Below are 20,025 nucleotides of genomic sequence, written 5' to 3'. Positions count from 1 at the left end.
CAGCCGTTTTGCACAAAGCGTTATGCTTTACGGCGCATTGCTAACGGAAGCAATAATAGTAAGAAGTAAAGCGCACCACCTGATGAGCCATCATCGTCTGATTTCTCTTGTAGGTTGTTTTGCTCAGCTTCGATCTCGACTTCAACTTCTAATACAGTTGTTTCGATACCATCACTGATGGTTAGCGTAAAGGTATGAGTCCCAGCACTCAAACCTGTTACTTCAGTCACTACCCATTCAGGGTTGTTAATCTCACCCGGACCTTCCCATAGGTAGGTTAGGTTGTCACCGTCAACGTCAGTTGAGTCTGAGGCATCAAGGTAAACTGTGGTGTTATCTTCAACTTCTGTAACGACTTCTGCTTTAGGCGCTGTATTCTTACCGTTTACAGTAAGCATAAAGCTTGCGCTGGCATCATCATTTGGATTTTCAACATCAGCAACGGTTACTGTTACTTCTGTTTCACCAATGAAGTTTTGCAGTGGCGTGATGGTAATAATTGAACCTGATTCGTGTGATTCAATTGAGTACTCGATACCTTCACCTGAAGCACTGATTTCGTTCACTGAGTTTTCTTCGTCTGCGTAGTAAACAGGGAAGCTTACAGCGACTTTACGATCAGTTTCCATGTCGTCTAGTGCACCAATCGTTAGGTTACCAGCTACTTCAAGCGTATGAGTCAATTCAATATCTTGCATGCCTTCAACACTTGATACGGCGTCAAATACCAACACGCTACCAGCGGCTGATGCAGCAACGTCAAACCAAGCTGTCACTTCAAACTGTGACGACTCAGGCCCAACATAGTCATAACAAACAACCAGGTCGTCAGAGACATTTTCTGAAAGGTTGTTAAAACTGTATTCAGCACCTAGGTACGCAGACAGTGGACCACGGTTATAAATTGGACCTTTAAAGCCTTGTAGACCAATTGAACCACGGTCGTCATAGCTACCAAAATCGATGTTGTCGTAAGCCATGTACATTTCGTATTGACCTTTGCCGAAGCGTGTATCCTTGTGGATAATCATCTCAAAGTCAAAGCTGTTGTCGGCTTTGGTCCAGCTGTAGCTGCGAGTCATACGATCGTATACAGGGTCGGTATAATCTGAGGCATTATCCCACTCGATGATGCTCCAGGTACCGGTACTTGCAATACTTACACCGGAATTAGCAGACAACTCGGTTGCGAAGAAGTCGTTGTTCCAGTTGCCGTCACTGTCTGGACCCCAACCACGCCATAGCACGCCAATACCTTCATAAGGGAATGAATCGTATGGGAATGGACGGAAGTCTGCCCAAAAGTTTGGTTGGCCCCACAAATCAACGAAACCATTTGAACGGATGCCCATAACTTTGTTATCTGCATTTAACTGGTCAAGGTTATTGAACAGATGGTAAGTATCTGTGCCGCCATTGAATACCAGTTCTGTTGGCAAAATGGTACCTGAGCGATAATCTGGTTGTTTGCGCTCGTCGAAACCACCGAATAGCGGTGGGATACCAAATTCAGACAAGTCGACATAACCGCCTGGAGTAGAATTACCAAAATTTGGTGTACGACACATAGCGTCAGTCAAATTTGTGGTCATCGCATAACCGGGCGTCATCATGCTGGTATCAGCTTGAATACCAGAGATGGTTAGCATATCACCGTCAATGCTTATGTCAGAAACACTGTCATTTGACGCTAGAACATCCTCAACCTTAATGCGTAATCCTTCTGGGATTTTGGCAGTAATGCTAAATGGACGATCAGCACCTGAGGCGTTCGGTAATACTGCAAAGGTATAAGGAACGGTTTGACCTGCTAAGGCTTTGTCTTGAGGAACGTCTAAAGTTACGTCATTCTTGCCACGAATTAGCTTGAATGGAATATTGCCCAAGTTACCAGCATTCACTTGTGATGTACCAATATCAAGCGTGGTGTAGTAGATATCACCTTCTTCCATTGGCATATCCCAGTTAACCGTTAGGTTAACCGTTTGCTCACCATCACTTGTAGGTGTTTCCATGCTCATGTTATCAGCAACATCACCCGTAACTACCGCAGTAGATACGTCGAATGTTTCTTCAACTTCATTAAAGGTACCGTTCTTTTTGCTGTTATAAAAAACAGCCCAGTATTGGCCTGGTTCAGGGTTGTTGATGTTACAGAAGTTGTTGTACATGATGTGGTTTGACACACATAACAATTCTTCAAACAAATCGGCTTCACCATTACCGTTGTAGTCTTTACCTACGTAAACCAACACATTACCTTTATCAAAGGTACCATTTGCAGGCGACTCAATTGTACCTAATGATTCAACAATCAATCGCTTGGCATTTTCAGGTACATCGATATAGGTAGTAAAGGTTGCTTCATCAAGGCGCTCAGCCATGTCGATAGACATATCTGCACTTGAACTCCACGGGAAGTAACCGTCGTTGTCCTTCGGTAGAACGATGCGTTGCTTATCGGCTTTTACTGGTTGGTAAACGCGAGAGTACGGCGTTTCAGCGTATGGCAAAGTTACGTCGTTGACCTGGTAAGTACCTTGATCTCGATGAGCCATTGCAGATAAGCGTGATGGTAATTCACCACGGTCATATTTGAATACTACCGGCCAGTGAGCTTCAGGAATATCGGCATTATCTGGGGTGAAGATTAGTTTTGAGTGTAATTCAACTTCAGAATTACTGAACCAATCTTGGGTATCCATAATTGACGCTTTGACAACGATGGTTTGGGTTTCACCAGCTTTTAGTGTGAACTCACGTGGCGTTACATCAATATTGACACCGTTTTGAGCACTTTGATTTTTCATATCAAAGTTCCAGTTCAATACGTCATCGTTGCTAACTGTCCAGCTACCGTCGCGAGTTGCTTTTACGGTACGGATCCACTGACACTCAGGGGCACAGCTAAAGTCTACCAAGTTAGGCATATTCAGCTTGTGAGGAGTACCACCGTTGAATGGGTTTGCCGCCATAAAGTTTTCAGCGGTTTCGTCCATAACCAAGCCCGCCTTTACAGCGTTAGCAACGTTAATACGACCAGCACCTGCACGGTATATTTGTGCATGTCCTACTAGATCAGAAGAGTTGTTAAGACGGTGATATTGCACCACGTCATCGGCTGTCATCGACAATGCTGATTGAATTTCAGAGGCTGACCAATCAGGTTGTGCTTGACGCAACAACGCCATCGCACCGGCAACATGCGGTGATGCCATTGAGGTACCACTGATAGCAGCAAAGTCTTGACCAAACGGAGTCGCTGTAAACGGTTGCTCATCTGAGTATGCCGCCATAATATTAACACCCGGTGCGGACATAGTCGGCGCTAAGGTTTCAATGTTTTGGAATGACGGGCCACGTGATGAGAAGGTTGCTAAGAAATCCGCATTAGCAGGGTCGACACGACGCTCAATAACGGTTTCTTTGATGGTGATCATATGACCTTTTTCAGAATAAGAATCAATCCAATCTTCTAAACCATCAGTGTTTTCAGGGTTGTTGTAACTGTAGTACTTACCGTTCCATTGCTCGTATGTAAAATGAACGCTAGGCAGGTCATACTTGGTTGGTACAGTGCCTTGGCTTTGGTTACGGTTAAACATGATGAAGCCATCGGCGCCACCAGCTTGAACGTTAGCTACTTTTGCAGTACGTGCATTGGCGTTTGGATCGGCAGGATCGTGACGCTGACAAACAACGATAACATTGGTTGTACCTTCGGCAGCACCAGAGATCGCGGTACCATCTTTAAAGTTATCAAAAGTACCGACTGGGTATTCGTCAACACAATATCCGTTGTAGTCTTTTGTACCGTTGATGTCGGCGTAATCTTTAGCCCAAACAACAACACCAGTAAGCTCAGTATCGTTAATTGCACCACCAACTAAACCAGTTTCTGACCAGCTCGGTAGCTCTGAACCAAGTGATTCATCGATAAAACCGGCGTAATCAATAGCGGTATCAACGGCGATTTCACGACCGTGCGTGGTTGCAGCAACTTGTGCTAACCAAGGTGAAGAGTTATCTAGAACGCCAAAACATTCAGCGCCACAAGCTTGGCCTGAGTTACCGGCAGCAGCGGCAACACTGATGCCTGCTTCACGGGCAGAAAGGAATGCAAGTTGCACTGGGTCAGCCCATACATTTGAGTCAGCACCACCGATTGAGAAGTTGATAACATCAACACCATCAGCAATAGCATCTTCAATACCAGCAACTAGCGCTTCACCAGGACAACCGCGGTAGCCTTGATCATTAGTCGGGTTACAAACCTGATAGGCAATGATGTTAGCGTGAGGTGCAACGCCAGAAACAACAGGGAATAGGTCTTCTTTTAATACGATACCATCGGCGTTTTCACCGGCTTCTGGAAGCAGCATATCTACGTCATACAACACGTTACCTGCAGCGGTTGCTGCAACGTGTGAACCGTGACCTTGATAGTCTTCAGCAATAGCCGGCCAGCCTGGGCGCATTGCTTCAAAGTTATCTGTGATCGAACTGTAGCTGCGCATACCGATTAATTTGTCATTACAGTTAACCAGCTCAGATACTTCAGGATCAGCACAGTTACCTACGTATACGCCTTCACCCCAAGGGTTGGTGTGGTCATAGCCGTCATCGCCGATATCGGCAAATGAAGGGTGATCAGAGTTGATACCGGTATCAATGATTGCCACGACTTGGCCTTCACCTTTGTAGCTCATGCCATCAAGTGGTGCTGTACCGTCCCACACTTTACCTGAACCTATATGCTCAGGGCCTGTATCTGACAGTAAATCATAGTTTTTCGAGCGCATTACCGAGGCAACATTTGATAGGTCAGCAATGCGACGTGCTTGCATTGGTGTCATGGTTACAGAGAAACCATTCATCGCTTTGGTAAACTGTTGTCTGACCTCAACTTTACCGGCAACACTTTCAATGCTACTTAGTACATGTTGTTGATAGGCAAGTAACTGATTTTCATAATCTGCAACTGCTTGTACACTGGCTTTACCGTGTTGGTAAAGTTTTTGTGTACCATTGGCAACTAAAGCTGAGTGCAAGCTAGAGTTGCTGTCTTTTGCTTGTGCAGACACGGCATTGGCATGCAAACGTACAAAATACACCTGCTCACCAGTTATTAACTCTTCTTCAACGAATTTAGTGCCTTGTAAGTTAACCTGAACATTCAGGCCATCATTTTGCATCATTGATGCTGGATTATTTACAAGCTGTTTTTGGAACTGCTGGATTTGCTCAGTGGTAACGTTTGGCGCGGTTAACTTACCGACCTCCTGTCCACCAAGATCAGCAGCTTGCGCGACACCAACACTATACAGTGCAGTGGCAACAGCGCTAAAAAGCATACTTCTTTTCATTAGAACTTCCATAATTGTTATATTTTTATTGTGCAATATTGACGTTTGCCGCCAATATGGAAGCTCGAATATAACGCTCAAAAATACTAGGATGCTCGATATTTGTTGTAGCGTTTTGTACAAAAAGGCAACGCTAATTGCTCGCTTTTAGTTCGCTAAACTATTGATGGCCAAGGTTCTTTATGGTGATCGCGGACAACTGTACAAAAGCAATTCCAACTGGGCAGACGAGTTGTAAACGTGTTTGAACGTCTTGTTATTAATAGGAAAATGTGGTGAATTGTTGTTAAAGTGACGAATTGTAGCTTTTTGTACGTTGGTGTTTATTTTTGTTAAAACTTGTTATTATCGGCTCAATTCAGTCTGTTTTATTTATTATTTTGCGTAGTTGATGTTGTATACGTTGTTTAGATTATGTTTTGTCCTTATGTTGCTCTGCTTGCCAACGACGGTAAGTGCTGTTGAGCAAGTTGAGACCGATAAGTGGACCTTCTCCATTTTTGCCGGTCAAGGTCAAATTGAAAACCCCGTTGTAAATCTTAAAGATATTGATACCAATGTCTTTCCTTCGATCAGCTATTATGGCGAACGTTTCTTTTGGGAAGGGACGACACTTGGCTACAGTTTACTGGAATCTGACGATGTTATCGTCGACTTAGTCGGCCTTCTTAACGAAGATGGCTTATTTCATCATTTTGAAGAACAAGAAGACCTGACGGTTATCGATGCACTTGGTTTTAATCCAAGTCGATTTCCTATTGATGGTGGCGAAGTTTTCAAACCGGTCGAACGCGACATTTCCTACTTAGGCGGCATAAGTGTCAGTGTGTTCAATGACTATTTTGAAACACGACTCGGTTACTTTCATGATCTCACCGCTGTCCACCATGGTTATGAAATTCACTTTAGCCTTGGCCGCGGCATCGAAACCAAATGGTTTAATATCTACTTCGAGGCGGGCAAGGTCATTAAAAGTGACGATTTGGTGCGCTACTACTATCAATTTCAAGATAAAGAGTTGGCATTTCTTGGTGGTATAAAAGATTTCTATACAGGCGGCCAAAGTCATAACCATTATTACAAAGTTGAGCTTGATGTACCGCTCACTGACTATTTGTCGCTAACGGGCTTTTTCAAGCATACCCATTTAGGGAATAACATCAGCAAAAGCTTGTTAGTTGAAGACAACAATTACCAAACGAGCTTCATTGGCGTGAGGTATAGCTTCTGATGAGTCTTGGGCTGTCAATCACAACAACGTATCGCACCACATTGCTGTTCTCAGCGGTGTTGGTATCTCATGTTGCGAAAGCTAAGTCGCCGGAGTTTATTCAAGCTGAACTGACTTTGACACCGTCGGTATGTGTTATGGCCGCAGAGCAAGGGAATTGCCAAAAACAAATCACCATGTCGTTAATTGGTCAGTTACCTGAGCGCTTTTGTGTCTTCGTCGAACACCAACCGCAAACCCGCCAATGCTATGTCAAACATCAAGCAAAGCAATTTAATTTCCCAATGGTAACGGAAAAAACGGCTACCATATTGGTAGAAGATACAACGCGCAGTCTTATTATTGCTAGGGCGCTGTTTAAAGTCGCAACCTATGTAGGCAAACGTAAGAAGCGACGTTATGGCTGGAGTATTTTTTAATGCAAACCTCAGTTTCAAGGTATGACAATGACTCAGTTATGTAAATTACTGTTGATTGAAGATGATCTGCCTTTAGCCAGCTTAATTTGCCAATATTTGCGAGCTAATCAGTGTGATGTGACCCATGTTAGCAGTGGCGAAGAGGTCGATATGCTGTTCAATATACAGCAATTCGACATCATTATTTGCGATGTTATGCTGCCAGATATCAGTGGTTTTGATTTATTTAATAATTTACGGGATCGCGTCGAATGTCCGGTGATTTTCTTTACCGCATTGGATGAAGATAAGGACCAGATTTATGGTCTAGAATTAGGCGCCGTTGATTATGTTGTCAAGCCAGTTGACCCCGCTATTTTGCTGGCCCGCATAAAAGCTCAGTTACGACGCAGTAAACCGCAACTCAGCACTCAGCTTCGCTTAGGGGAACTTGTGCTCGATGACAAACAAAAGACCTTATATTATGACGGTGATGTCGTGTCGCTAACTATTCAAGAATTCGATGTGCTCTATCTGATGGCAAAACACCACCAACAAGTGCTGCCTCGAGATGAATTGTTCCATAAAATTATTGGCCGTGAATACGACGGTCTTGACCGCGCCATTGATTTGATTATTTCCCGTATGCGTAAAAAGTTAATGGCTCTAGGTGTCGATTCAATTTCGATTCGGGCGATTCGTGGTAAAGGTTATATGCTGAGTTACGGAGGCTAACGTGCTGTCTCAGTTTACCCGCTTATACGCGTTAATCGTGTTGTTTGCTTGCTTGATTATCTATTTATTTAATCAGCTTTATCATAATGTTGTCGATAGTGGCACGAACTATCAAATTGATATCGAACAAGTTTTTCAAGAGTCAAAAAACACTGAGGTGGATATCATCTCAACAAGTAGCATTGCCTTACCGAATAATTTGCAACAAGAGCTCAGCTCTGGACGCGTTATTCAACTGGTCGATGATCAACAGCAGCATTATTTTTATCAAAAAAATTCGCAAGGCCAGTTATTGCGCTATGGGCCAATAGATAAGCAGTTTATTGCACAAGATGAAGATGGTTTTTACCTGATCATTATGTTCTATTCGGCACTGGCGATATTGGTGTTAAGTTTTATTTGGCCATTGTTTCGCGATTTAAGTCGGTTGCAGAAAAGTGCCTTACAATTTGGTCAGCACATCGACAGCCTTAATACGGGTATTAAGGCCAATTCAAATATATATCCGCTCGCCAAAACCTTTGAAAAAATGTCTCATCAAATCAGTGCCAGTGTCAAAATGCACCAAGATTTGTCTCGAACCATTGCCCATGAAATTCGTACGCCACTGGCAAGATTGAAGTTTTTGAGCGAGATTGTTGCCAAAGATATCGCCAGTGAACATCGCCAACGCTTGGTCAAAGATGTGCAGGAAATAGAGCAATTGATGGCTGAGTATCTGTCGTTTGAACGACTTGAACATGATCAGGTCATGGCGGATAAACAGTTACATAACGTCGATGATTTTTTTGCTGAGATTGCCGACAAGTTTAGTTATCAAAAGCATGGTATTGATATCGTATTTCGCTCTACTGCAGCGCAGGTCTATTTTGATCAACCGGCAATGGCGCGGGCGTTGCAAAATTTGATTAACAATGCCATTCGCTATGCTCAACATACCATCTCGGTGCAATTGCATATTGAGGATGGATTATGTCATTTAACGGTAGCAGATGATGGGCCAGGTGTTGGTAAAGAAGCCTATAAGCTTATTCAACCGTTTATTCGTAAACAACAAGCCGGTGGCGAGAAAACCGGTTTTGGTCTTGGCTTGTACATTGTCCGCAAGATCATGATTTGGCACCAAGGCCATGTTGAATTAACCAATTGTGAGCAGTTACAAGGGGCTAAAATCAGTTTGGTTTGGCCTAATAAAGCCTAGACGACATTGATTTTTTTCGTCGGCTAGGCTCTTATTTCAACCCGTCACTGACTAGAAACGAGCATTGATAATAGGGAATACCTTAAGGTTTTTATCGACAAAGGTACCTGACTCATCGTAGTTAATTAGACCAATCTGCACACCTTTATTGATGCGAGTCGTGGCATTAATCAAACCAAACTGTAAGCCGTTTAAGGTTCCTGCGTAATTAACTAAACCTAACTGGGCACCGGTTATGTTGTTTTTAGTATAATTTACCACGCCCAATACACCGCCGGTGGCGTTATTGTCGTGCCAGTTGGCGATAGACAAAGCAACACCTGTAAAGTCATTGCGAACACGCTGTGCACCATAAAGGCCAATATGTAAGCCGCTAAAGTTATTGCTTTCAGCTAGGCCAAATAAGGCGATTTCGAAGCCTTTAACGTTATCTGTCTTACCCCATAGTGTCGCCAGACGAGCGCCTTTAACATCCCCTTCAGGCAGGTTGGTATCTGGGAGCGAAAGTTGCGCGATGTTTTCGGCAAATACAGAGGTACTTAGCGCCAACAGTGATGCGGCGAGTAATGGTTTTTTCATGATCTTCCTTTATTGTTTTATGAGACTGCTATTGCGAGGCAAAAGGTTTTTTAACAGGCGTATAGTATGTTGTCGCTGCGCTAAATACTGTTATCAAAACGTAATAAGTGTTAACAAACTGTAATTGATGATGTATGTCGATGCTCGCTAATGGTGGGTAACGCTAGCCAATGTTTGGCAATGCAGTTATTGCTGGGTAATGTCTTTTTATGCTCATTGATATACCGCAGCGGTTGTACATCGTGGTCACTTTACCAGTCGATATGTGGTTCATGATTGAATACGTTGTAGCTTGCTTGGTGCAGGCATACTAGGTTGCGATTTGACAGCAAAATACTATGGTAGTAGACAACAGACGTTATAAAACACATATGGTTTGATTTGTCATGATCACCCGCTCTGATAATTTACATATATTACTCACTGTCGTTGACGCGGGAGGTTTTTCTGCTGCTGCGAAAGTACTGGATATGCAAGTTGCCAAAGTGTCGCGCTCCGTTGCCAAGATTGAAACGCAATTAAATACCACCTTGTTAAATCGCAGCACTCGTCGTGTTGAACTGACTGAAGAAGGTCGACTTTTTGTTGAACGTGTCAGGCAGGGGTTATATACACTACAAGAAGCGGAAGAGGAGTTGCTCTATAAGGGAGAGTTGCCATCTGGCGTATTACGAGTCGATGCGGCTAGCCCTTTCGTGTTTCACCAATTGGTGCCCTTAGTGCAGGAGTTTCAACAGCATTATCCAGCGATAAAATTGCAGTTAACCTCTAATGAGGGCTACGTTGATTTACTTGAAAAGCGCATCGATTTAGCGATTCGCATTGGTAAATTACAAGAGTCAAGCTTATATGCTCGTCCTCTAGGGAAAAGCCCATTGCATCTTGTCGCGAGTCCAGAGTATCTTGCTAAACGTGGTGTACCCGCTCATGTCGTAGATTTAAACGGTCATGATCTGCTTGGTTTTAACGATAACCGCGTGTTAAATCAATGGCCACTAAAAGGTCTTAAAGAAATCGAGCCTAGCATTACTGCCAGTAGTGGCGAAACGCTGCGATTGTTAGCTCTTGCGGGCAATGGCATCGCTTGCATGTCAGCATTTATGATCCGTGACGACGTCGCTGATGGTCGACTGATGTCCGTTCTATCCAAGCATAGAATCGCCGGTACGGAGCGTGAGCAGGTTAACGCGGTGTTCTATAAAGCCACGTCATTATCAAAACGCATTGCCGTCTTTATAGAGTTTATTCAGCCTCGTTTGCAGTTAGGTCTTTAATTGCAATAATGGTTTTTACGGATTCACCTTTAGCTTACACGCCTATATTACCCGTAGTATTCATATCTCCAAATTGTGCGGTTAATCTTTAGTCCGCGCCTAGCCGATGATATGATTTCACCGTCGTTTTTACTTTTCCTTTCACTTTATTTTGCCATTGCAACGGGTAATTAATGTCACAATCAACGCTATCTAGATACTTAAATCAAGCAGGCTTAACTGAGCATGAGCATATCCAGTCACTATGGAGTGGTTATGGTGAGATAGCCCGGTACAGCAATCCGCGCAACAATACCTCAATGGTTATTAAAAAAGTCGAGTTACCACAACAGGTTTTTCACCCAAGAGGCTGGAACACCCAAACCTCGCACCTAAGAAAGCTAAAATCGTATCAAGTGGAACGTGCTTTTTATCAATATATAGCGCCGTTGCTTGATCAACATTGTCGAGTTGCCCGCATGCACGAGTGTATTGGTGAGTTACCGAGTATGGCGCTGCTATTAGAGGACTTGGACGCATCTGGCTATGTCGTGCGACGTATGGATGACAACATCGATGCAATAACGCTCTGCTTGCGCTGGCTAGCGTTTTTCCATGCGAAAGGTCTTGCCTTAATTGAGCGCCAATCCATTTTCAGCAACCAGTTATGGCCTATCGGTTGTTATTGGCATTTGGCGACTCGCCAAGACGAGTTACAGGCCATGGAATCCGGTTTATTACATCAGAGCGCGGTGGCTATCGACAATGCGCTAAATACGGCCCGCTATCAAACGATTGTCCATGGTGATGCAAAAATCGCCAACTTTTGTTTTCATGTTAATGGACAACAAGTGGCTGCCGTGGACTTTCAATACCCAGGCCTTGGCGTCGGCGTAAAAGATGTTATGTATTTTTTTACCAGTTGCCTTGATGAACGAGGTTTACAGCAACACCATAATGATTTATTAGACCAGTATTTTGAGGATTTACAGCTTGCGATGGCGCACTATCAACTCGATATTGATGGGGTGCAAGTAGAACGAGAGTGGCGTGATTTGTACGATCTGTGTTGGGCCGATTTCCACCGTTTTTTAGCGGGATGGTCGCCGCAACACACCAAGCTAAATCGATTTATGTTGAACAAAACCGAACAAGCACTTAAATATTTCAAGGGGTCAGAGTTGTTGAAATTTCAACAACTCTGACCCCTTGAAACTTGACCCATTGCAAGCTATTGATTCAATTGGTTAACGGTTTTGTATAGCGCTGTGGCTAACTCGTCATCATTGATTTTTCCAGCTTGCATATCAAAGTTATCGTAAAAGCTTGGTAATGAAAATGTGCCTTTGACATCGCCATCAAAATAAGGCGCCGAGTTGCTTGCGCTCGCTAACACACTTTGCGCACCGCCTGGGCCTGGTGAGCTGGCTAAAAGGATCATTTTTTTATTTTGGTAGACTTTCATATTGATGCGTGAAGTCCAATCAAATAAGTTTTTGAAGGCCGCGGTGTAGCTACCATTATGTTCAGCGTAAGAAATCATAATCGCATCGCCACTGCCTAACTTGTTAAAGAATGCTTGAGCCAGTTCAGGTTTACCAAGTTTGGCTTCTCTATCTTCACTAAACAGAGGCAGTTCATAATCATTGATGTCGATAACTTCTACCGTTGCGCCTTCGACCAAATTTGCGGCGTAGGTCACCAATTGTTTGTTAATAGATTTTGAGCTTGATGTAGCTGCTAGCGCGATAATTTTCATAATAATTCCTTAAAGCAAATTGATTCGGCGTTGATGTAGGGTATGATGATTGAAAACGTTGTCTGTGAATAGCGGTTAATATAGAAAATCACGTTCGATTAAATCGAATAATGGCGCTTCAAATTTGACCTAATGTACTTTTAAAGCGAAAGAATGATCATCAACCTCTCAGCAGCAGTAGATAACTCAAGTCATAATAATAAGTCATCGTTCATGAAATCAATTTCAGCAATTTGTTCGGTATGTGTTGCCGCTTGTATGAGCCTTCTATCTACCATCAGTCTCGCCAATCAGGGCAGTGCCTTGTCTGTGGATGTGACCGAAGATAAGCCTCTTTGGGAAGCGGGTTTGTTCAGTGCCGCGTTTCGAGGTCCAATTTATCCAGCCGCTGAAGATTATCAAAATAAGTTTTTGCCAGTACCGTTTTTAATTTACCGTGGTGAAGTTATTCGTATCGGTGATGAATCGATTGTCAAAGCGGTCGCAGTAGAAAAAGAAACCTTCAAATTAGATGTCAGTATTGGTGGCGCATTTAACGCAGATTCTGATGAGTCGAAGATTCGAGATGGTATGCCAGACTTAGACTTTATGTTTGAAATTGGTCCGGAAGCGAGCTTTTTATTATCGGATTTTGGTACTGCAAGTAACAGTGATTCAGTGGCAAAAGGTAAGCCGACAGTCGACAAAGCTGAGTTGTGGCTGAATTTGCAATTACGCTCGGTATTCTCTACAGATTTTGAGCGCATCAATCATCGCGGCTACGTTTTCCAACCTGAATTTGCCTTCACCTTAGATAACCTTTTCTTTGACGACTCACGATTTTTCTTTAGTGTTGCTCCTACGTTCACCACGGATAAAACTCAACAATATTTTTACGATGTGCAAGAGCAATATGCGCGTCCAGATAGGCCGTTTTATGAAAGTGACGCGGGTTACCTTGGCTCCAAAGTGTCAATTGCTAACCGAGTAATGATCAACCCTGAATTGATGATTTTTGTCGGCGCGCAATTGGGCTTTTGGCATGGTGCTGAAAACAAAAACAGTGCGTTGTATCAGGATGAATTTACCTACGCCATCGCGCTTGGTGTTAAATGGACATTGTTTAGCTCCGAAGAAAAAGTGAAGTAATTACAAAGGTTTTCATCACAAAAGCTTTAATGCTCATTGATAACGCGCTACAATCTGGTCATACCAGTATTTAATTAAAGCAATCTATGTCTTTAGTGCCAGAGCAGGCGTCCTTGTATGTTGAAAGTCAGGGACAACAGATTCATTTGCGCCATATTCGCGCCAGTCATGTAAACAAAGATGCCATTGCCACACCGATATTTATGGTGCATGGTGCGATTGAAAATGGCCGCATTTTTTATACCGAATCCGGCAAAGGTTTGGCGTGTTTTTTAGCCAAACAAGGTTTTGATGTTTACGTCATGGACATGCGTGGCCGTGGAAAAAGTAAACCGACCATGAGTGCCAGTTCAGACTATGGCCAGTTTGAAACCATTAACCAAGACATTCCTGCCTGTATTGATTTTATTTTCGAGCGCAGCCGACAGCCGATGCATCTTATTTGTCATTCATGGGGGGGGTATTACTGGCCAGTCTATTGATTCGCCACCCACACTATTTGGATAAAGTCAGAAGCAATGTCTGTTTTGGTACCAAACGCAGTATCTATCGACGCAGTTTTGAAAAGTGGTTTAAGGTCAATCTAGTTTGGAATCGTTTTGCACCAATGATGGCAAAGCGGCATGGCTTTTTTGATGCAAAACGACTAGGAATTGGCGCTGATAGCGAATCAAAAATGTCGCTGGATGAGTGCATTGCTTGGGTCAATAAAGGCTCATGGATTGATCCTCGAGATGGCTTTGATTATGGCTCGGCCGCCGAACATACGCGCTGGCCTCCAACATGGCATCTCACCGGTATCAAAGACTTGGTGTTAGGTTATCGCGGTGATGTGCAACGCTTTATCGATGAATGTCGAAACGAGAATGCTAAGTTCTCTTTGTTGTCAAAACAAAACGGCAATATGGTCGATTATGATCACAATGATATTCTCACCCATCGACTTGCGGTCGATGATCATTTTCCGATGTTGTTAAATTGGCTTAAGCAACATTAATTGCTGCCATTATTTATAGGCAGATGTAGCCTACACTTATAAAAGTCCGTATAATTCGCAGCCGATTTTTCGCTGTATTTTATTAGTTATTGGAGTCGCTATGCGCTTTTTGTCTCGTCGTTTGGTTATGCCTAACGATCTTAATTACGCCAACTCGTTGTTTGGTGGTAGAGCATTGGAATGGATTGATGAAGAAGCGGCAATTTACGCTATTTGTCAATTAGAAACCAATTGCCTAGTGACCAAACATATTGGTGAAATAAGCTTTCAGTCACCAGCGTTGCAAGGTGATGTTGTCGAGTTTGGTTTAGCCACGAAAGCGGTTGGTCGCACCTCTATCACGGTGACGTGTTTGGTGCGCAATAAAGCCACCAAAAAGACCATTTGTCTAGCCGATGATATTGTTTTTGTTCAGGTCGACCCACAAACGCGTCAACCTATTGCGCATGGCAAAACCGAAGATGAATTGATTGGTCAAACCGAGCGTGAGCTGCGTTCATTGAACTTACTTGGTGGTCAACCAGAGTAACTTTTAATATTAACCTCAATGGTTAATTAAATCGTCTATCACACCAGTCGTTTTGTTGCTCTTGGCTAAGAAAGCTCCAAGCAATAAACCGGCTGGTTTTTTGTCCCTGCTGCATCGACACGGTTTTAACCTGGGTCGCATTTGCTTTTTTCAACGCTTGTTTCAATGCTCTTAGGTTATCTTTATTGGCGACCAGAGAGGTAAACCAAAAGACTTGATGGCCAAAATGTTTGCTTTCATTAATCATTCTGCGCACAAACTTTAATTCACCGCCTGGGCAACATAATTCGTCATTACTGCCAGCAAAGTTAAACCCTTGATTCCCTATCTTATTAACGTCTTTATTAAGGTTTTGCCACTTGCGTTTATTGGCGGCACGAGCCGACTCTATCGACTCGAAAAAAGGCGGGTTACACATTGTGATGTCGATAAATTCATTGCTGCGAATGATGTTATTAAAGCAATGCTTACTGTCGCTTTGATGGCGTAAATGAATAGCCTGCTGTATGCCATTTCGCTCTATAATGGTTTGCGCATTATCTAGCGATGATTGACTAATATCGCTGGCAATCACTTGCCATTGATACACCTTATGAGCGAGCAATGGATACACTACACTGGCACCGGTACCTATATCAAGTAGGCGAATATCTTTTGCGCGCTTAGGTATGCGATTATTGTTGCTGCTTTTTAGAAGGTCAGCGAGGTAGTGCAAGTAATCGACTCGACCGGGAATGGGCGGACACAAATGACCGTCAGGTAACTGCCAATAATCAAGCTCATAGTGCTGTGTTAATAATGCTTTGTTAAGACAAACCAAGGCCTTCGGATTACTAAAATCAATGCTTTGCTTGCCGTTTTTATTGTCAACAACAAATGCCTTAAGCGCTGGAACAGCAACACATAACTGTTTGAAGTTATAATCACCTTGGTGTTTATTGCGTGGGTGCATGAGGCTCGCTTTGCTTGATTAACGGTTGGCTTAAGGCATGGTGCCTAAACGAAATGTACCATCAGGAAAGAACTGAATCGCTTGTTTTTTCTTTTTTGCAATCAAGATAGGTCCGTCGTCCATCATTAAGAAATTTTTCCAACAACGTTGAAATACATCAAAACGGGTTTCAATGACCTGTTTGCGTGAATTACAGAAATACACCGTGGTATTGCCTTGCCAATCAAGAAAGTCCGCTATTTCATCGGGTAAGCTATCATCGTCACTTTCCCACGCATTTTGCCAGTTACCTTTATCATGCCAGCTATCATCTTTGCCAGGCCAATCGGCTTCACCGATAAAGTCTGGATGGTCAGCATTTTTGGCGATAAATTGGCCCCATAGCGTGGCGCAGCGAGCCGGTGCCATTGGTTTTATCAATTGCATATCTTGTTCGCTGATCGGCAATTGTTTAAAGCGAAATACCCACGCGTATTTGAGATCATCAATCTTGATGTAGTTCATATCATTGTATATTGACAGGATTTTGCCAGAGTATAACAAATTGCAGCCAAGGTTAACGAGCTAAAACCATGACAATTTGTTATTTCGTTATGCAGAGTATAAACGACCGTGTGTTTCGGTTTGCACTAAATATAGACGTAAATGCAGCTCGACTTGATGATAATCATGCATCATGTGCTGACACAACTGGTAAAACGCCTTGTTATGTTGTTTCTCTTTTATGTGCGCCAATTCATGCACACAAATCATGTTTAAAAATGGCTCAGGGCATTGTTTAAAAATACTGGCGATGCGGATTTCATTTACTCGTTTGATTTTACTGCCATGTACTTTGCTTATGTAACTGTGGGTACCTAAAGCGTTGTTAATGACATGAAGTTTATTATCAAAGCAAACTTTGCTTAGCGGAGCAGACTTTTTTAAAAATTGGTTTTTTAACGACTGTACATAGTCTCTTAGTTGCCCATCATTGCCTATCTGATGAGCGTCAGGATAACGCGCTAATAACCACGGCCCGAGCTTTTGCTGAGTAAGCAACTGTTGTGCTTGCTCAACAACTTGTTCCGGGTAACCTTGTAGGTATCTTAACGCGTTCATCATGCTATCTTAATGCGAAACAGGGGATTATCCAAAAATACTGCGCATCAACTGCATTGCCTGATCGACGCTTTTGCCTGCACTAACACTTTTTATTAAGGTGTCACGCATATCCAGTAAATACTCTTCAACGCCATCTTCTGCCAACGCTTTATCAACCAACATCTCTGCGGTTTCTTTGCTACGTTTGCTGGCTCTATTGGCACCGGCACTAATTTTCACTGTCTTTGGTTTGTCGCGCATACGGACATAATTAGAACGGCGTGCTTGGTCTTCATCAGCATAAAAGAACAGGTCGAACATCAATGCTCTATGTTGCCAGATAAAGGCTTGTTGCTCATCTTCTGGTTGCGCACAGCGGTACCAAGCATATATTGGAAGCACATTAATGAGTTCTTGATAATAGCCATCAAAATCTTGGTTGCCGAATTTACTAATGTTTAAACCTTTACATAAATTGGCCAAGTTGGCATTGGTAAGAGGCACAAATACATCTGGACGACGCATCGCTAATAATCGAGTTGCGGCGATTAATGGCGCTTTTTCACTGTCCGTATGTGTCGCAAAAATTTGCTTATAGGCATCAACAAAATCTTGATAATGTTGCTTTTCTACCTCGCCTTGCAACGGAATATGCGCAAGCGCCTGATCAAATAACTCGGTGTGATTGGTTAACAAACGATGAAATGTCTTTGCCGCTTTGGTTGACGCAAACCATTCCACATCAAACGGATAGTTATCAATGTCATGACATGCACCATGTTTACCACTAAATGCCTGCAAATCGGCTTGGCTTAATTGCGCTAATGGTAACTCTCGAATATTGGCGATGTAGTGTAATAGCTGTGTGCGCTCTTGCAAAGATTGCAATTCGGCCATGCTTTCAATGGCTTGATAAAATACTGGCCAAGGCGCGACACGCAACATTTTAAGCTGTATTTGCGAAATGCCTTGTTGCAGGGTGTCTTGCAACTTCTTTAATACCGGTAATTGCTTTTCTTCAAGCAAGTCAAAATTCAGATCGTGTTGGCAAATCTTCAGTAATTGTTGGCACCAACCGAGAAAGTCTTCTGGGTGATGCTCGACTTTAACTGCCATTAGGTTTAAGGCTAAGTCGGTTATACAGGTTAACGCATTTTGGTATATAGCGTCTTCAACAGAACAGGTGTTTAATTTTGCTGGAAGGGTAAGCAATTTTCTCATTTAAGGCACAGCTCCAATTCGGTGAATCGATTACGAGGGGCGCGATTTTACCGACCTAGCGGTCGATAGCAAGACAAACAATGTTGGTTTTTGTGATATTTTTTGCGACAGGTCAATTAACAACCAGTAAACAATGGGTTTACAGTAATAAACTGTAAAAATTTTGTATGTATCTTTGTGTTTAATGCAAAAATGAATTGCCATTTTTGGTGTTTTTGCAATTGAGATACTGTGGATAATAGTCGCCAACTTGAACATCTTAAATCATTTTGGAGTGGCTCATGCCATTAGCTTTATTTGCTTTGACTCTCAGTGCTTTTGCTATCGGCACAACCGAGTTTGTTATTGTTGGTTTGATACCGACTATCGCCAATTATTTATCCGCTATTTACCCTCTGACGGGCTATTAGTGAGTTTATATGCCTTGGGTGTTGCCATCGGTGCACCGGTGTTAACCGCATTGACCGGACGCTGGAATCGTAAGTATTTATTGATTGCGCTTATGGCGCTGTTTACTTTAGGCAACCTGGTTGCTTGGCAAGCGCCTGGATATGAACGCTTGATTGCCACAAGGATTTTAACTGGGCTTGGCCATGGTGTGTTCTTTTCGATTGGCGCAACCATTGCCACATCATTAGTGAGCAAAGATAAAGAAGCCAGTGCCATCGCCATTATGTTTACCGGTTTAACGGTCGCCTTAGTTACCGGCGTACCGCTGGGTACATTTATTGGTCAGGAATTTGGTTGGCGAGCAACGTTTCTAGTGGTGTCACTATTGGGTGTTATTGCCATTATCTGCAGCCTGCTCTGGTGCCAAAGGATTTGAAAAAATGCCAGTCAGCGAGTTTTAAAGAGCAATTGCTGGTTTTAGTTCACCCTAGATTGCTGCTGGTGTACATCATTACGGCTGTCGGCTTTGGCGGAACGTTCAAGGCATTTACCTAATTGGCACCGATTTTACAGCAAGTCAATGGCTTCGATGCGTCGATGGTCGGTGTTATCATACTGGTGTATGGTGTTTCGGTAGCGATTGGTAATCTTTACGGTGGCAAACTTGCCGACCGCAAAGGGCTTATATCAGCACTTACCTTTGTGTTTAGCGGCTTAGCATTGGTGTTATTGTTATTAAGTTTTGTTGCGGGTTCTAAACTAGCGGTACTGATCACGGTATTGATCACGGTATTGGTTTGGGGCTCCTTTGCATTTGGTAATGTTTCTGGGTTGCAAGTCTATGTAGTGCAATTAGCACAAAAATACACACCTAATGCCATGGATGTCGCCTCAGGTTTGAATATCGCTGCGTTTAATGTCGGCATTGCCTTAGGATCACTCAGTGGCAGGGTTATTGTTGAAACCGCCCAGCTTACCGATACGGCTTGGGTCGAACATTGTCGCTGTGGCGTTAGTTTTAACGCGTTTAGGTGGCGCATTGGATAAAAAATAGGCGCAAGACCAACAACTGTCAGTAGCCGGTAATAACTTATCGGTTATCAAGGAAAAGTGTTAGTGACGAGTGCCTGATTACTCTTAATGGCAAATGATGTTCTAATCGGCATCATTTGCTGTTTCTTGTATGGTCACCGTTTTTATAAT

The 20,025-nt window shown here is 43.1% G+C and carries 17 protein-coding genes and 1 pseudogene; 11 read left to right on the top strand and 7 right to left on the bottom strand.

The window, feature by feature from the left end:
* Positions 1–20: 20 nt before the first annotated feature.
* Positions 21–5,366: a S8 family serine peptidase gene (locus HII16_RS17010; protein WP_169126721.1), complete on the bottom strand. Its 5,346-nt coding sequence runs from the start codon at positions 5,364–5,366 to the stop codon at positions 21–23.
* 427 nt (positions 5,367–5,793) lie between these two features.
* On the opposite strand from HII16_RS17010, the gene HII16_RS01240 reads away from it, so the two are divergent.
* The 4 genes from HII16_RS01240 to HII16_RS01225 are packed head-to-tail and all read left to right on the top strand — an operon-like array spanning position 5,794 to position 8,931.
* A complete protein-coding gene (locus tag HII16_RS01240; protein ID WP_169126719.1) occupies positions 5,794–6,597 on the top strand; it encodes a MipA/OmpV family protein in 804 nt (267 codons plus the stop codon).
* Positions 6,597–7,016 (top strand): DUF3019 domain-containing protein, encoded by a 420-nt coding sequence (locus HII16_RS01235; RefSeq protein WP_169126717.1) that lies wholly within the window; start codon positions 6,597–6,599, stop codon positions 7,014–7,016. The genes HII16_RS01240 and HII16_RS01235 overlap by 1 nt, the downstream gene beginning before the upstream one ends.
* 27 nt (positions 7,017–7,043) lie before the next feature.
* The gene (locus tag HII16_RS01230; RefSeq protein ID WP_169126715.1) at positions 7,044–7,730 is read left to right on the top strand and encodes a response regulator transcription factor; all 687 of its coding nucleotides are present in this window, start codon (positions 7,044–7,046) and stop codon (positions 7,728–7,730) included.
* 1 nt (position 7,731) lies between these two features.
* Complete coding sequence (locus HII16_RS01225) at positions 7,732–8,931, top strand: ATP-binding protein (RefSeq protein WP_169126713.1); 1,200 nt, start codon at positions 7,732–7,734, stop codon at positions 8,929–8,931.
* Between the two features lie 51 nt (positions 8,932–8,982).
* On the opposite strand, the gene HII16_RS01220 is transcribed toward HII16_RS01225, so the two are convergent.
* Positions 8,983–9,510 carry a hypothetical protein gene (locus HII16_RS01220; RefSeq protein ID WP_169126711.1) on the bottom strand — a complete coding sequence of 176 codons (528 nt, stop codon included), beginning with the start codon at positions 9,508–9,510 and terminating at the stop codon, positions 8,983–8,985.
* Positions 9,511–9,896: 386 nt separating this feature from the next.
* Between HII16_RS01220 and HII16_RS01215 the strand changes: the two genes are divergently transcribed.
* Both HII16_RS01215 and HII16_RS01210 read left to right on the top strand, forming a co-directional pair.
* Positions 9,897–10,784 (top strand): LysR family transcriptional regulator, encoded by an 888-nt coding sequence (locus HII16_RS01215; RefSeq protein ID WP_169126709.1) that lies wholly within the window; start codon positions 9,897–9,899, stop codon positions 10,782–10,784.
* 173 nt (positions 10,785–10,957) lie between these two features.
* Positions 10,958–11,968, top strand: coding sequence for an oxidoreductase family protein (locus tag HII16_RS01210; RefSeq protein ID WP_169126707.1), 1,011 nt, complete (start codon positions 10,958–10,960; stop codon positions 11,966–11,968).
* Positions 11,969–11,994: 26 nt separating this feature from the next.
* Here the strand turns inward: HII16_RS01210 and HII16_RS01205 are convergent, their stop codons facing one another.
* On the bottom strand, positions 11,995–12,522 hold the full coding sequence (locus tag HII16_RS01205; RefSeq protein ID WP_169126705.1) for an NAD(P)H-dependent oxidoreductase: 528 nt from the start codon (positions 12,520–12,522) through the stop codon (positions 11,995–11,997).
* 153 nt (positions 12,523–12,675) lie between these two features.
* Here HII16_RS01205 and HII16_RS01200 point away from each other — a divergent pair, with 153 nt between their 5' ends.
* From HII16_RS01200 to HII16_RS01190, 4 genes are all read left to right on the top strand, one after another.
* Positions 12,676–13,650 (top strand): MipA/OmpV family protein, encoded by a 975-nt coding sequence (locus HII16_RS01200; protein ID WP_169126703.1) that lies wholly within the window; start codon positions 12,676–12,678, stop codon positions 13,648–13,650.
* Positions 13,651–13,736: 86 nt separating this feature from the next.
* On the top strand, positions 13,737–14,132 hold the full coding sequence (locus tag HII16_RS16735) for an alpha/beta fold hydrolase (RefSeq protein ID WP_211183357.1): 396 nt from the start codon (positions 13,737–13,739) through the stop codon (positions 14,130–14,132).
* Positions 14,102–14,647, top strand: a complete 546-nt coding sequence (locus HII16_RS16730; RefSeq protein ID WP_211183356.1) for a hypothetical protein — start codon at positions 14,102–14,104, stop codon at positions 14,645–14,647. The genes HII16_RS16735 and HII16_RS16730 overlap by 31 nt, the downstream gene beginning before the upstream one ends.
* 100 nt (positions 14,648–14,747) lie before the next feature.
* Positions 14,748–15,176, top strand: a complete 429-nt coding sequence (locus tag HII16_RS01190; protein WP_169126701.1) for a hotdog domain-containing protein — start codon at positions 14,748–14,750, stop codon at positions 15,174–15,176.
* A 22-nt stretch (positions 15,177–15,198) separates the two neighbouring features.
* On the opposite strand, the gene rlmF is transcribed toward HII16_RS01190, so the two are convergent.
* From rlmF to HII16_RS01170, 4 genes are all read right to left on the bottom strand, one after another.
* Positions 15,199–16,128, bottom strand: coding sequence for a 23S rRNA (adenine(1618)-N(6))-methyltransferase RlmF (gene rlmF / locus HII16_RS01185; protein ID WP_169126699.1), 930 nt, complete (start codon positions 16,126–16,128; stop codon positions 15,199–15,201).
* Positions 16,129–16,158: 30 nt separating this feature from the next.
* Positions 16,159–16,632, bottom strand: a complete 474-nt coding sequence (locus tag HII16_RS01180) for a DUF2947 family protein (protein WP_169126697.1) — start codon at positions 16,630–16,632, stop codon at positions 16,159–16,161.
* 87 nt (positions 16,633–16,719) lie between these two features.
* Positions 16,720–17,229, bottom strand: a complete 510-nt coding sequence (locus HII16_RS01175; protein ID WP_211183355.1) for a M48 family metallopeptidase — start codon at positions 17,227–17,229, stop codon at positions 16,720–16,722.
* A 27-nt stretch (positions 17,230–17,256) separates the two neighbouring features.
* Positions 17,257–18,432: a hypothetical protein gene (locus HII16_RS01170; protein WP_169126693.1), complete on the bottom strand. Its 1,176-nt coding sequence runs from the start codon at positions 18,430–18,432 to the stop codon at positions 17,257–17,259.
* A 281-nt stretch (positions 18,433–18,713) separates the two neighbouring features.
* On the opposite strand from HII16_RS01170, the pseudogene HII16_RS17105 reads away from it, so the two are divergent.
* A pseudogene (locus HII16_RS17105) lies at positions 18,714–19,876 on the top strand (MFS transporter).
* Positions 19,877–20,025: the final 149 nt, after the last annotated feature.

It is taken from the genome of Thalassotalea sp. Y01 (assembly GCF_012932945.1).
GTDB lineage: Bacteria > Pseudomonadota > Gammaproteobacteria > Enterobacterales > Alteromonadaceae > Thalassotalea_A.
Note: the sequence above shows the minus strand (reverse complement) of the source record. Positions and strands in the feature narration are given on the sequence as shown.

What these genes read in the sequence shown, in the direction of transcription:
- HII16_RS16730 (WP_211183356.1), top strand. Translation starts at nt 14,102, where the DNA reads ATGGGGGGGGTATTACTGGCCAGTCTATTGATTCGCCACCCACACTAT.
- HII16_RS01230 (WP_169126715.1), top strand. Translation starts at nt 7,044, where the DNA reads ATGACTCAGTTATGTAAATTACTGTTGATTGAAGATGATCTGCCTTTA.
- HII16_RS01175 (WP_211183355.1), bottom strand. Translation starts at nt 17,229, where the DNA reads ATGAACGCGTTAAGATACCTACAAGGTTACCCGGAACAAGTTGTTGAG.
- HII16_RS01220 (WP_169126711.1), bottom strand. Translation starts at nt 9,510, where the DNA reads ATGAAAAAACCATTACTCGCCGCATCACTGTTGGCGCTAAGTACCTCT.
- HII16_RS01190 (WP_169126701.1), top strand. Translation starts at nt 14,748, where the DNA reads ATGCGCTTTTTGTCTCGTCGTTTGGTTATGCCTAACGATCTTAATTAC.
- HII16_RS01205 (WP_169126705.1), bottom strand. Translation starts at nt 12,522, where the DNA reads ATGAAAATTATCGCGCTAGCAGCTACATCAAGCTCAAAATCTATTAAC.
- HII16_RS16735 (WP_211183357.1), top strand. Translation starts at nt 13,737, where the DNA reads ATGTCTTTAGTGCCAGAGCAGGCGTCCTTGTATGTTGAAAGTCAGGGA.
- HII16_RS01210 (WP_169126707.1), top strand. Translation starts at nt 10,958, where the DNA reads ATGTCACAATCAACGCTATCTAGATACTTAAATCAAGCAGGCTTAACT.
- rlmF (WP_169126699.1), bottom strand. Translation starts at nt 16,128, where the DNA reads ATGCACCCACGCAATAAACACCAAGGTGATTATAACTTCAAACAGTTA.
- HII16_RS01240 (WP_169126719.1), top strand. Translation starts at nt 5,794, where the DNA reads ATGTTGCTCTGCTTGCCAACGACGGTAAGTGCTGTTGAGCAAGTTGAG.
- HII16_RS01200 (WP_169126703.1), top strand. Translation starts at nt 12,676, where the DNA reads ATGATCATCAACCTCTCAGCAGCAGTAGATAACTCAAGTCATAATAAT.
- HII16_RS01170 (WP_169126693.1), bottom strand. Translation starts at nt 18,432, where the DNA reads ATGAGAAAATTGCTTACCCTTCCAGCAAAATTAAACACCTGTTCTGTT.
- HII16_RS01215 (WP_169126709.1), top strand. Translation starts at nt 9,897, where the DNA reads ATGATCACCCGCTCTGATAATTTACATATATTACTCACTGTCGTTGAC.
- HII16_RS01235 (WP_169126717.1), top strand. Translation starts at nt 6,597, where the DNA reads ATGAGTCTTGGGCTGTCAATCACAACAACGTATCGCACCACATTGCTG.
- HII16_RS01180 (WP_169126697.1), bottom strand. Translation starts at nt 16,632, where the DNA reads ATGAACTACATCAAGATTGATGATCTCAAATACGCGTGGGTATTTCGC.
- HII16_RS17010 (WP_169126721.1), bottom strand. Translation starts at nt 5,366, where the DNA reads ATGAAAAGAAGTATGCTTTTTAGCGCTGTTGCCACTGCACTGTATAGT.